The 12,602-nt window shown below is 61.2% G+C and carries 11 protein-coding genes and 1 pseudogene; 8 read left to right on the top strand and 4 right to left on the bottom strand.

Translation table 11 applies throughout. The features are described from left to right. Positions 1-11: 11 nt before the first annotated feature. Complete coding sequence (locus KGA96_RS11265) at positions 12-1,433, bottom strand: cytochrome ubiquinol oxidase subunit I (RefSeq protein WP_223466702.1); 1,422 nt, start codon at positions 1,431-1,433, stop codon at positions 12-14. A 121-nt stretch (positions 1,434-1,554) separates the two neighbouring features. Further along, positions 1,555-3,879 (bottom strand): FdhF/YdeP family oxidoreductase, encoded by a 2,325-nt coding sequence (locus KGA96_RS11260; RefSeq protein WP_046037403.1) that lies wholly within the window; start codon positions 3,877-3,879, stop codon positions 1,555-1,557. A 333-nt stretch (positions 3,880-4,212) separates the two neighbouring features. On the opposite strand from KGA96_RS11260, the gene moaA reads away from it, so the two are divergent. Beyond that, positions 4,213-5,211, top strand: a complete 999-nt coding sequence (moaA, locus tag KGA96_RS11255; protein ID WP_046037404.1) for a GTP 3',8-cyclase MoaA — start codon at positions 4,213-4,215, stop codon at positions 5,209-5,211. A 5-nt stretch (positions 5,212-5,216) separates the two neighbouring features. Beyond that, positions 5,217-6,116, top strand: coding sequence for a bestrophin family protein (locus tag KGA96_RS11250; RefSeq protein WP_223512824.1), 900 nt, complete (start codon positions 5,217-5,219; stop codon positions 6,114-6,116). A 120-nt stretch (positions 6,117-6,236) separates the two neighbouring features. Here the strand turns inward: KGA96_RS11250 and glp are convergent, their stop codons facing one another. Both glp and moaB read right to left on the bottom strand, forming a co-directional pair. Further along, the gene (gene glp / locus KGA96_RS11245; protein ID WP_223512821.1) at positions 6,237-7,442 is read right to left on the bottom strand and encodes a gephyrin-like molybdotransferase Glp; all 1,206 of its coding nucleotides are present in this window, start codon (positions 7,440-7,442) and stop codon (positions 6,237-6,239) included. After that, positions 7,439-7,978, bottom strand: a complete 540-nt coding sequence (gene moaB / locus KGA96_RS11240) for a molybdenum cofactor biosynthesis protein B (protein ID WP_007976036.1) — start codon at positions 7,976-7,978, stop codon at positions 7,439-7,441. Before moaB ends, glp begins: the two co-directional genes overlap by 4 nt. 286 nt (positions 7,979-8,264) lie before the next feature. On the opposite strand from moaB, the gene KGA96_RS11235 reads away from it, so the two are divergent. The 6 genes and pseudogenes from KGA96_RS11235 (at position 8,265) to chrA (ending at position 12,207) form a co-directional block, all read left to right on the top strand. Beyond that, positions 8,265-9,155, top strand: coding sequence for a LysR family transcriptional regulator (locus KGA96_RS11235; protein WP_046044025.1), 891 nt, complete (start codon positions 8,265-8,267; stop codon positions 9,153-9,155). A 248-nt stretch (positions 9,156-9,403) separates the two neighbouring features. Beyond that, a pseudogene (locus tag KGA96_RS11230) lies at positions 9,404-9,514 on the top strand (sulfurtransferase FdhD); the annotation flags it as partial. Between the two features lie 43 nt (positions 9,515-9,557). Continuing rightward, on the top strand, positions 9,558-10,064 hold the full coding sequence (gene moaC / locus KGA96_RS11225; RefSeq protein ID WP_046044027.1) for a cyclic pyranopterin monophosphate synthase MoaC: 507 nt from the start codon (positions 9,558-9,560) through the stop codon (positions 10,062-10,064). Then, a complete protein-coding gene (gene moaD, locus KGA96_RS11220; protein WP_046044028.1) occupies positions 10,061-10,312 on the top strand; it encodes a molybdopterin converting factor subunit 1 in 252 nt (83 codons plus the stop codon). The genes moaC and moaD overlap by 4 nt, the downstream gene beginning before the upstream one ends. Before the next feature lie 3 nt (positions 10,313-10,315). Further along, positions 10,316-10,804: a molybdopterin synthase catalytic subunit MoaE gene (moaE, locus tag KGA96_RS11215; protein WP_046044029.1), complete on the top strand. Its 489-nt coding sequence runs from the start codon at positions 10,316-10,318 to the stop codon at positions 10,802-10,804. Between the two features lie 44 nt (positions 10,805-10,848). Then, a complete protein-coding gene (chrA, locus tag KGA96_RS11210) occupies positions 10,849-12,207 on the top strand; it encodes a chromate efflux transporter (RefSeq protein ID WP_223466710.1) in 1,359 nt (452 codons plus the stop codon). Positions 12,208-12,602 lie beyond the last annotated feature (395 nt).

The raw sequence follows: 12,602 nt of genomic DNA, 5'->3' as shown, positions 1-12,602 counted from the left end.
ACTCCCTTCCTTCAATTGACGCGGGCGTCGGTTTCGAGGATTTCAGCGTCGGCGGACAGCGGCCGGCGCGGTGTGATGACCTGATCGGAATGCCCGTCGACGGCATGCCCGTGATGCGGCTGCGGCCCTTTGCCGACCAGTTTCATCATGTAGCCGATGCCCACCGTGAACACCGAGAAATAGATCACCACGAACAGCGCCAGCGAGATGCTCAACTGCGCGACACTGTGATTCGACGCGGCATCGGTGGTGCGCAGCAGGCCATACACCACCCACGGCTGGCGCCCGACTTCGGTGGTGATCCACCCGGCCAGCATGGCGATCAGGCCACTTGGCCCCATCCACAACATCAGGCGCAGGAACCAGCGATTGCGGTAGATGGCGCCGCTGCGGCGCAGGGCCAGGCCGAGCACGCCAGCCAGCACCATCAACATGCCCAGCCCGGCCATGACGCGGAAACTCCAGAAGACCACCGTCGCATTCGGCCGGTCCTCTTTCGGGAAGCTTTTGAGCGCCGGGATCTGCTTGTCGAGGCTGTGGGTCAGGATCAGGCTGCCGAGGTACGGAATCTCGATGGCATATTTGGTCTTCTCGGCCTGCATGTCGGGGATGCCGAACAGCACCAGCGGCGTCGCTTCATTGCCGTTGTTTTCCCAGTGCCCTTCGATGGCCGCGATCTTCGCCGGTTGATGTTCCAGGGTGTTCAAGCCGTGGGCGTCACCGACCACCGCCTGGATCGGCGCGACGATCAAGGCCATCCACAACGCCATCGACAGCATCTTGCGCACCTGTTTGGTGTCGTTGCCGCGCAGCAGGTGCCACGCCGCCGACGAGCCGACAAAGAAGGCGGTGGCCACGAACGCGGCAATCGCCATGTGCGCAAGGCGGTACGGGAACGACGGGTTGAACACGATGGCCAGCCAGTCCAGCGGCATCACCCGACCGTCGACGATCTCGAAGCCCTGGGGCGTTTGCATCCAGCTGTTGGAGGCGAGAATCCAGAAGGTCGAAATAAGCGTGCCGATAGCGACCATGACCGTCGAGAAGAAGTGCAAGCCGCGCCCTACCCGGTTCCAGCCGAACAGCATGACCCCGAGGAAACCGGCCTCGAGGAAGAACGCCGTGAGCACTTCATAGGTCAGCAAGGGCCCGGTGATGCTGCCGGCGAAATCGGAGAAGCGGCTCCAGTTGGTGCCGAACTCGTAGGCCATGACCAGCCCCGAGACCACGCCCATGCCGAAGTTGACGGCGAAGATCTTCGACCAGAAATGGTAGAGATCGCGGTAGGTGTCGTTGTGGGTCTTCAGCCAAAGCCCTTCGAGCACCGCCAGGAAACTGGCCAGTCCGATGGTGATGGCAGGGAAGATGATGTGGAACGAAACCGTGAACGCGAATTGCATGCGCGCCAGGTCCAGTGCCTCCAGGTTAAACATGTCGATATCCTCATTGCGGCTGAAAAACGGCGGCACACGGCCGGGCCACCGTCAGGCCGGGGGGCCTGCAGCCAACACAAGTCGAAAGGGTTACGCGAGCGGCATCGGGCCGCCCCCGGTGTCAGGCGGCGGAAGTCGAAATCAGGTTGCTGGCCTTCGCCTGTTCCAGCCGGATGGCGATGAACTTGGAAGTCGGGGTGAAGGTGCGGTCACCGTAACTTTCCAGCGGCACCAGCGGGTTGGTCTCGGGGTAGTACGCCGCCGCCTGACCGGCAGGAATGTCGTAGGCGATCAGGGTGAAACCGCTGACCCGACGCTCGCGTTCGTCGTCCCACAGCGCCACCAGGTCGACCTTCTGCCCCGGCTCGAAACCCAGGCGGCGAATGTCCTGCTCGTTGGCGAACACTACGTCGCGCATGCCGTACACCCCGCGATAGCGGTCATCCAGGCCGTACAGCGTGGTGTTGTACTGATCGTGGGAGCGCATGGTCTGCAGGATCAGGTGCGGCTTGACCGCCAGGTTGCGCACGCCCTCGCTGATCAGGTGCTCCGGCAACACGCTCGGGGTGAACTGGGCCTTGCCGCTGGCGGTTTTCCAGATGCGCTTGGCCGCATCATTGGGCATGTGGAAACCGCCCGGATGCAGCAAGCGCCGGTTGAAGTCCTCGAAGCCGGGAATGGTGTCGGCAATCATGTTGCGGATGCGGCCGTAGTCGCCGATGGCCCAGTTCCAGTCGATCGGGTGCTTGCCCAGGGTCGCGGCGGCGATGCCGGCAATGATCGCAGGCTCCGAGCGCAGGTGTTTTGACTTCGGCTTCAGTTGCCCGTGGGAGATATGGATCATGCTGAAGGTGTCTTCCACGGTGACGCCTTGCGGCCCTTCGGCCTGAATGTCGATGTCGGTGCGACCCAGGCACGGCAGGATCAGCGCTTCACGGCCGGTGACCAGATGGCTGCGGTTGAGCTTGGTGGCGATGTGCACGGTGAGGTCGCATTTGCGCAACGCGGCGTGGGTGCGCGGCGTGTCGGGGGTGGCCTGGGCGAAGTTGCCGCCCAGGGCGATAAACACTTTCGAACGCCCCTGCTCCATCGCGCCGATCGCCATCACGGTGTTGTGACCATGCTCGCGCGGCGGCTTGAAGGAGAAGCGTTTTTCCAGGGCATCGAGCAAATCCGCAGGCGCCAGTTCGTTGATGCCCATGGTGCGGTCGCCCTGCACGTTACTGTGACCCCGCACCGGCGACAGCCCCGCGCCGGGGCGGCCGACGTTGCCACGCAGCAGCATCAGGTTGATGACTTCCTGCAGCGTCGGCACCGAATGCGTGTGCTGGGTCAGGCCCATCGCCCAGCACATGATCACCCGCTTGGACCGGGCGTACATGCGGGCGGCGAGTTCGATGTCAGCCAGAGTCATGCCCGACTGCTGCTCGATGTGCTCCCAACTGGTGGCGTCGACTTCGCCCAGGTAGGTACCCATTCCCGAGGTGTGTTCGGCGATGAACGCATGGTCGAACACCGGCTCGCCGCCGCTGACCTGAGCTTCGCGCTCCCACTGCAACAGGAACTTGACCATGCCGCGCATGACCGCCATGTCACCGCCCAGTGCCGGGCGGAAGTACGCGGTGTTGGTGGGCTCGGAGCCGTTCAGCAGCATTTCGATCGGGTGCTGTGGATGCTGGAAGCGCTCCAGACCACGCTCCTTGAGCGGGTTGATGCAGATCACCTGCGCACCGCGCTTGACCGCTTCGCGCAAGGGTTCAAGCATCCGCGGGTGGTTGGTGCCGGGGTTCTGGCCGATGACGAAGATCGCGTCGGCATGTTCCAGGTCGTCAAACACCACGGTGCCTTTGCCCACGCCAAGGCTTTCGATCATGCTCACCGCGCTGGCTTCGTGGCACATGTTCGAGCAGTCCGGGAAGTTGTTGGTGCCGTAGGCCCGGACGAACAGTTGATAGAGATAGGCGGCCTCGTTGCTGGCCCGGCCCGAGGTGTAGAACTCGGCCTGATCCGGCGATTCCAGCGCATTGAGGTGCCGGGCAATCGTCGCGAACGCTTCGTCCCAGGTGGTTTCCACGTAACGGTCGGTGGCCGCGTCATAACGCATCGGGTGGGTCAGGCGGCCCTGATACTCCAGCCAGTAATCGCTCTGCTCGGCCAGCGCCGAGACGCTGTATTTGTTGAAGAAGGCCGGGTCGACCAAACGCCCCGTGGCTTCCCAGTTAACCGCCTTGGCGCCGTTCTCGCAGAACTTGACCATGCCGTTTTCCGGCGACTCGCCCCAGGCGCAACCGGGGCAGTCGAACCCGCCATTCTGGTTGGTCTTGAGCATGGCGCGAATGTTCTTCAGCGCGTTTTCACTGCCCAGCCAGTTTTTGGTAACAGCGATCAGCGCACCCCAACCAGCGGCGGCACCTTTATAGGGTTTGTAGCGGTCGACTTGAGACATGGTACTTCTCCGTGACAATGCACACAGGCTTCGACCTGATTCAGGTCATTGTTCGATTTGCGGAGAAAGCATATGAATGTCGTTTAATTATTGTCTAATCGCTATTTATGACCACATTATCGAAACGCTCTATCACGGCTTTTTTACCTTTATTTTCAATGACTTAAAATCAATCAAAGTTCTTTTAATCACGAAAAAAAGTTCATCATAGATCCGCTCGATCAGCCGGTCATCAATAGTGATTGGACGCCCGTTGAAGTTGCTCTTAGCCTGCGCTCAACAAGTCCGTCAGTGACGGAAACTTCATACAAAAAAGCGCCAAGCGAGGGTGTCATGTCAGAACGAGTCTTGATCGATGGCTTCTCCCGGCGCGTGGACTATCTGCGGATGTCGGTCACCGACCGCTGCGATTTCCGTTGCGTATATTGCATGGCCGAGGACATGCAGTTTCTGCCGCGCCAACGGGTGCTGACTCTGGAAGAGATTTACCAGATTGCCGAAAGCTTCGTGGCGCTGGGCACCCGCAAGATCCGCCTGACCGGGGGCGAGCCGTTGATCCGTCCGGGCGTGGTGCAACTGTGCGAGAAGATCGCCGCCCTGCCCGGCCTGCGTGAACTGTGCATGACCACCAACGGTTCGCAGCTGGCCAGACTGGCCGAGCCGTTGTTCGATGCCGGGGTCAAGCGCCTCAACATCAGCCTCGACTGCCTGGACCCGCAACGTTTTCGCGAACTGACCCGCACCGGTGACCTGGCGCAGGTGATCAAGGGCATCGACGCCGCCAACCAGGCCGGATTTCGCAACACCAAGCTCAATTGCGTGGTGATGAAAGGCCGCAACGACCATGAGATCAATGATCTGGTGAGCTTCGCCATCGACCGTAACCTCGACATCTCCTTCATCGAAGAAATGCCGTTGGGCACCATCGATGAACACAGCCGCGCCGAATCGTTTTTCGCAAGCAGCCAGGTCCGCGAACGCATCGCCGAACGCTACACTTTGATTGATTCCGCCGAGTCGACCCAGGGTCCGTCGCGCTACTGGCGCCTGGCCGAGGCGCCGCAGATTCGCCTGGGGTTCATCTCGCCCCACAGCCACAACTTTTGCGGCACCTGTAATCGGGTGCGGCTGACCGTGGAAGGACGTCTGCTGCTGTGCCTGGGCAATGAGCACTCAGTGGATCTCAAGGCTGTCTTGCGCAGCCATCCCGGACAGCCCGAACGCCTGGAAAAAGCCATTATCGAGGCGATGAAACTCAAGCCTTATCGACACAACTTCGAAGTGAACGACGATGTTCAGGTTGTTCGCTTCATGAACATGACGGGCGGCTGAAACCCATGATCGTGAGACCCAAACCCAACCTGATCGGCGTGCTGACGTCCCTCAAGGGTTCGATTGCCAAACGCATCGCCTGGCGCAGCCTGATGGTGACGCTGCTCGCCTCGGCCATCGTACTCATCGAAACCCTGCACCCCAGTTACTTTTCCAAGGTCAGTGCCACGCCCTTCACGCTGCTGGGTTTGTCGTTGTCGATCTTCATGAGCTTTCGCAACAACGCCTGCTACGACCGCTGGTATGAAGCGCGCAAGGCCTGGGGCGATGTGATTATGGAAGTCCGCTCGATGATTCGTGAAACCCTGGTGATCAAGGACACGGCTGAACGCCACACGATCCTCAGCAACCTCTGCGGCTTCGCCCATGCCCTCAACGCGCGCCTGCGCCAGGAAAACGAAATGGCCGCCAGTGGCGACTGGCTGCACCCGATGCCCAAGGGCAACTCCACGGACATCAGCGGGCAGATCCTGATGCAGGTCGGTCAGCAGTGCTCGACACTCAACGAGTCCGGGGCGATCAACGACTGGCGCTACACGCTCATGGCCAACCATCTGGCCAGCCTGACCCATGCCCAGGCCGTCTGTGAACGAATCAAGAACACCCCGCTCCCCTTCCCCTACACCCTGTTGCTGCACCGCACCATCTACCTGTTCTGCATCCTCTTGCCGTTTGCCATGGCCGAACCCCTGGGCTGGCTGACACCGATTTTCACTGCGATTGTCAGCTACACCTTTTTCGGCCTGGATGCGATTGCCGACGAACTGGAAGACCCCTTCGGCCGCGACGAAAACGACCTGCCCACCGACGCCATCGTGCGCAACATCGAGCGCGATGTGCTGGCGGCGCTGGGCGTGACGGAGTTGCCGCCACAGCTGGAGCCGGTGGATTTTGTGTTGAACTGATTTTCAGGACAAACGCAAAACCTGTAGGAGCGAGCCTGCTCGCGATAGCGGTCTGTCTGCCAACATCTCTGTTGAATGTGCCGGCTTTTCGCGAGCAGGCTCGCTCCCACAGGGGCGGTGTCAGAACAGCTCGCTGAAGGGTATGAACCGCGCCATGTCGCCCATTTCCAGGGTGCAGCCTTCCGGCACCTCAACCAGCCCATCGGCCCAGGATGCCCCCAACAAAACGCCTGAGCTCTGGTTCGGATAGAGCACCGCGTGACCGGCTTCGAGTTTCACCCGCAGGTACTCGCGGCGGCTTCCGGGTTTGGGCCAGGCAAAACCGACACTCACCGGAAAGCTCAAAGGCTCGACGTCTTCGACACCCTGAATCCGCAACAGGTAAACCCGCGCCAACAGGCCGAAAGTGACCAGCGCCGATGTCGGATTGCCCGGCAGGCCAATCACCGGCACGCGGCCGAAGTGGCCCACGGTCAATGGCTTGCCGGGTTTGATCGAGAGTTTCCACAGCAACGGCTTGCCGCACTCGCGCAGCACCTGGCCGAGGCAGTCGGCGTCACCGGCGGACACGCCGCCCGTGCTGAGCATCAGGTCCGCCGTGTGTTGCAGCTGTTCGAGCTTGAGCCGAGTCTGCCGTGGCTCATCGGGGAGAATGCCGGCATCGATGACCTCGCAACCCAACGCACTCAACCAATGGCTCAACAAGGTTCGGTTGCTGTTGTAGATGCTGCCGGGCTTGAGTGGCGTGCCCGGCTCGACCAGTTCATCGCCGGTGGACAACAACGCCACCCGTGGTCGCCGCACGACCTGCACATGGGTGCAGCCCTGCGCCGCCGCGACCGCCAATTCGAACGGGCCGAGGCGCTTGCCGGCGCGCAGCAGCACATCGCCGACGCGGTTCTCCTGGCCTTGCGGGCGGATGTTGCTGCCCGCGCTCAGGGGCTGTATGAAGCGGATACGTCCGTCATCCAGCACCTCGGTGTTCTCCTGCATCTCCACGCAGTTGGCACCCTGCGGAACCGGTGCGCCGGTGAAAATCCGCGCGCAGGTTCCGGGTGCCAGGGCTTCGGGGGCGTGACCGGCAAATACCTGCTGCGACACGCTCAGCGGTACCCCGACCCAACCGTCGACATTCAGGGCATAGCCGTCCATGGCGCTGTTCGGCCACGGCGGCAGATCGAGGCTCGCCACCAGGTCAGTGGCCATCACCCGTTGCCTGGCGGCACTCAGAGGCACCGCTTCACTGTCTTCAATCCACTGCGCCTCGGCCATGGTCAGCAGCCGGTCGATGGCTTGCTCTACCGACATCAGCGGTGAAGTGCTCATCCCCGCGTCCCGCAGGCTTGCACCGGCTTGAGGTGCGGTACGAAATTGCACGGCCGGTGGCGCGCGTCGAGTTGCTCGGCAAGGATGCCTTCCCAGGCGGTGCGGCAGGCACCCGTGGAGCCCGGCAGGCAGCAGACCAGCGTGCCATTGGCCAGCCCGGCCAGTGCCCGGCTCTGCACCGTGGAGGTGCCGATGTCGAGGATCGAAATCGCCCGGAACAGCTCACCGAAGCCATCGATCTGCTTATCCAGCAAACAGGCCACTGCCTCGGGTGTGCTGTCGCGGCCGGTGAAGCCGGTGCCGCCGGTGATCAGCACCACCTGGATGCCGTCGTCGGCAATCCAGTTCGCCACCTGCGCGCGGATCTTGTACAGGTCGTCCTTGAGCAGGTTGCGCTCGCTGAGGGTGTGGCCGGCTTCCAGCAAACGGCTGACGAGTAATTGGCCGGAGGTGTCATTGGCATATTCACGGGTATCGCTAACGGTCAGCACGGCAATATTCAGGGGTATAAACAATGCATCCGGTTTGACGCTCATGGAGTTCTCCGGCAGATATAATTTAAATGACTTCCGAAGACTAATTCGATAAATAAAGCCGTGTCTAATCACTCTAACCAACCAGACTATCGAGCCGATCTATCAATATAAAAATAGCAGAAACACCATCAATGATAGAGCCCGTCGATAACCCCTTAGATAGCAGTGATTGGACGCACATCAAAGACAATGAGATCGTCCGCACCTCACGATTCCTGCCTCGCCTTGTGTCTTGCGCACCTGAGTCAATACTTACCCCTTCACTCCCCCGCCAGCAGGTGCCGTCATGGACATCAAACAACTCAAGTTCCTGATCGCCCTGGAGCAGACCCGCCACTTCGGCCAGGCGGCCGCGCGCTGCCACATCACCCAGCCCACGCTGTCGATGCGCCTGCGCAACCTGGAGGATGAACTGGACCTGGTGCTGGTCACCAGGGGCCAGCGCTTCGAGGGTTTTACCGAGGCCGGCGAACGAGTACTGGCGTGGGCCAGGACCCTGCTGGCCGCCCACGACGGGCTCTTCGCCGAGGCCGCCGCGTGCCGGGGCCAGCTCGTCGGTAACTTGCGCCTGGGGCTGGTGCCGCTGAGCAGCTTCAACCCGGTCACCTGCATCCAGGGCCTGTCCCGCAGCTTTCCCGAGCTCAAGTACAGCCTGTCGTCCTTGAGTTCCGACCAGATCATCGAGGGCCTTGGCAACAATCAGCTGGACCTGGGCGTGTGCTACCTCGATCACGTCAACCCGAGCTATTTCGAGTGTTTCGAGATCGGCGAGACCCGCGTCGGCCTACTGTACGACAACCGTCACTTCCATTTCGACGGCACGCAAATGAGCTGGGAGGACGCCGCCGAACTGCCGCTGGGGATGCTCAGCAACGGCATGCACTACCGCAAATCCATCGACCTGAGCTTTCGCAGCCGCGGACTGGACCCGCAGCCGATCCTCGAAAGCGATTCGACCTACCAGTTGCTGCAGGCGATTCACGAAGGTTTCTGCTGCGCGATCATGCCGCTGGACAGTGGCCTGGAAGAGCCCATCGAACACCTGTCGTTCATCGAATTGCCGGATGCCAGCGTGCTCGCGCCCCTGGGCCTGGTGATGCGCAAGACCGAGCCACGTTCGGCGATTGCCGAGAAGTGTTTCGCCGAAGCACGAACGTTACTCAGCCGGACCCACTGATCAAGTTTCGGCTTTATATAAAACCGAACCGGACATGTTTGCCCGGCTTGATAGACATCACCAATCGGCACATCGGAACAAGCGATTGGACGTTCTGAAAAGTTACCCGTAGCCTGAACTTAATTCAGCGCTTCGAGGTTCTTTTCATGTTGTGCCAAGTTGAACAAGCCAATGTTCGAAGCGACACTAACGCCCCTGCGCAAAAACCGCTGAGTGTGAACTTTCGCGAGTACGACAATGCCGCGTCAGTTTGTCAGGCGACGCCCACCGCCCTGACCGTGCTGTGGGCAATCAAACATCGCCTCAACCTGATTCACGTCCCCCACCGCAACGCACCACGCATTTACAGCCCGGCATGATGCCTTCACCCGATCACCGCGCTGGCAAGCGCAGGAACCTCCCATGACAGACATTGCAGATGCATCCCCCGATGGCCTGACCCACCTGGACAACCAGGGTCGCGCCAACATGGTCGATGTCAGCGAAAAAGCCCCGACGCAGCGCGAAGCACAGGCCCAGGCCTGGGTGCGGATGCGCCCGGAAACCCTGAAACTGATTCAAAGCGACGGCCACCCCAAGGGCGATGTATTTGCCGTGGCGCGGATCGCCGGAATCATGGCGGCGAAGAAAACCCATGAGCTGATCCCGCTGTGCCACACCCTTCTGCTCAGTTCGATCCACGTCGAACTCAAGGCCTGCACGCCGGACAGCGTGAAAATCGTCGGCACCTGCCGCGTAGAGGGCCAGACCGGGGTCGAACTTGAGGCCCTGACCGCCGTCAGCGTGGCGGCGTTGACCCTCTACGACATGTGCAAGGCAGTGGACCGCGGCATGATCATCGACGACATCCGGCTGCTCAGTAAACAAGGTGGCCGCTCCGGTCATTTCAAGTTCGAGGACGCACAATGATCCTGATCAATTACTTCGCCCGTTACCGCGAACAGCTCAACCTGGGCGGTGAAAAACTGCCCCTGACCGACAGCCTCAAGACCATCGAGGACGTGCGTCGATTGCTGATGGCTCGCGGTGAACTGTGGAGCCATGTGCTCGGTGAAAACAACCTGATGTGTGCACTGAACCAGGAGCTGTGCCATCCGGACCGGGTGATCGAGGACTATGACGAGATCGCCTTTTTTCCACCGGTCACTGGGGGTTGAGGCATGACAGTTCGGGTCCAGCGTGAATTGTTCGACATCGGCCGGCTGATCGACAGCCTGCAGGCGAACAATCCGGGGGTGGGTGCCGTGGTCAACTTCGTCGGCTATGTGCGCGACATCAATCAGGGAGAGGCGGTCACCGGGATGTTTCTGGAGCATTACCCGGGCATGACCGAACGTTCGCTGCAAACAATCATCGACAACGCCAGGGCTCGATGGCCACTCCGGGCCGTGGAGATCGTGCACCGGATCGGCCCCTTGTCGATCAGCGAGCCGATCGTGTTTGTCGGCGTCAGCAGCCCCCATCGTCAAGCCGCTTTCGAGGCCTGTGCGTTCATCATGGATTACCTGAAAACCGACGCGCCGTTCTGGAAACGCGAAGACGTGGCGAGTGGCGCACGCTGGGTCGATGCCCGTGACAGCGACCGCTCAGCCGTCGAGCGCTGGGCAGAAACGCAGCATCAGGTGGCTATGCAACGCGCACCGGCGTAGCTACAGTCATTGGCTCAACGCTTTTCTGCACAAGGAACTTTCGCTTGAGCCCCACACCCTCCCCGATCACCCAACAGGATGTGCCACAGCCCCGGTCCATCAGCCTGCACGAAGCCTTCCTGTTCTGGCTCAAGCTTGGCTTCATCAGTTTCGGCGGGCCGGCGGGGCAGATTTCGATCATGCATCAGGAGCTGGTCGAGCGCCGGCGCTGGATCTCCGAGCGGCGCTTTCTGCATGCCCTCAACTATTGCATGTTGCTGCCCGGGCCTGAGGCTCAGCAGTTGGCAACCTACATCGGCTGGCTGATGCACCGGACCTGGGGCGGTGTGATCGCTGGCGTGCTGTTTGTGTTGCCGTCGCTGTTCATCCTGATTGCACTGTCCTGGGTGTACATCGCCTTTGGCGAAGTGCCCGTGGTCGCCGGATTGTTCTACGGGATCAAGCCCGCAGTCACGGCAATCGTGGTGCAGGCGGCTCACCGGATCGGCTCGCGGGCGTTGAAGAACGGCTGGTTATGGGGCATCGCCGCCGCGTCCTTCGTGGCCATCTTCGTGCTCAATATGCCGTTTCCGCTGATCGTGCTCGGCGCAGCGGTCATCGGCTTTTTCGGCGGACGCCTGGCACCGGAAAAATTCAGGGCCGGTGGCCACAGCGCGGCGAAAAAGTCCTTCGGCCCGGCCGTGATCGACGATGACACCCCAACCCCCGAACACGCCCGGTTCAGTGGCTGGAAACTGGCGCGCCTGGCCATTATCGGTGCGATCTTGTGGACGCTGCCCATGGCCATGCTCACCGCACTGTTCGGCTGGGAAGGCACGCTGACGCAGATGGCCTGGTTCTTCACCAAGGCCGCGCTGCTGACCTTTGGCGGCGCTTACGCGGTGCTGCCGTATGTCTACCAGGGCGCGGTCGGTCACTACGCATGGCTGACGCCGACGCAGATGATCGACGGCCTGGCGCTCGGTGAAACCACGCCCGGCCCGTTGATCATGGTCGTCGCCTTCGTCGGGTTCATCGGCGGCTACGTGCTACAGATCTTCGGGCCGGATCAAGCGTTTGTCGCCGGTGCCGTGGCCGCCACGCTGGTGACCTGGTTCACTTTCCTGCCTTCGTTCCTGTTCATCCTCGCTGGCGGGCCATTGGTGGAATCGACGCACAACGAACTCAAGTTCACCGCGCCGCTGACGGCCATTACCGCCGCCGTGGTGGGCGTGATTCTCAATCTGGCGTGTTTCTTTGGCTACCACGTGCTTTGGCCCAAAGGCTTCGAAGGACAACTGGACTGGCCTTCGCTGCTGATCGCGATGGTGGCGGGCGTTGCATTGCTTCGTTTCAAACGCGGAGTGATCGAGGTTTTGATCGGCTGCGGGTTGATCGGCCTCGGTGTGCACCTGATGTTCTGAATCAAACATTTACACGCGCCGCAATCCTCCCTAGTATCCAGCCATCCCCGGATGGCTTGTTCTACTCGCCACCGACGATTTCCGCCGCTGGAAACCTGCGCCATGCGTACTTTGCCGTCAGAACAGCACCTGCTGAACATTTCGATCCAGGCCACCTCGCTGCTGGCCGTGGACGGCATTGCATGAAGCGCATCGTCAACCTGCCCATGGCCCTGCGCCGCTCCAAATTGCGTCACTCCGCACGTCCGCCGGATAGCGCCCTGCCCGCCTGATCGGCGAGCCCCCTCCTTCGCTATCCCAGCGTTTGCTCAGCGTATGCAATCCCTGTGGGAGCGAGCTTGCTCGCGATAGCGGAGTGTCATTCGACATCAACGGTGAATGACACTCCGCTATCG

The organism is Pseudomonas sp. GL-R-26, from assembly GCF_019947365.1.
Lineage (GTDB): Bacteria > Pseudomonadota > Gammaproteobacteria > Pseudomonadales > Pseudomonadaceae > Aquipseudomonas.
This window is presented reverse-complemented; position numbering and strand designations above follow the sequence as displayed.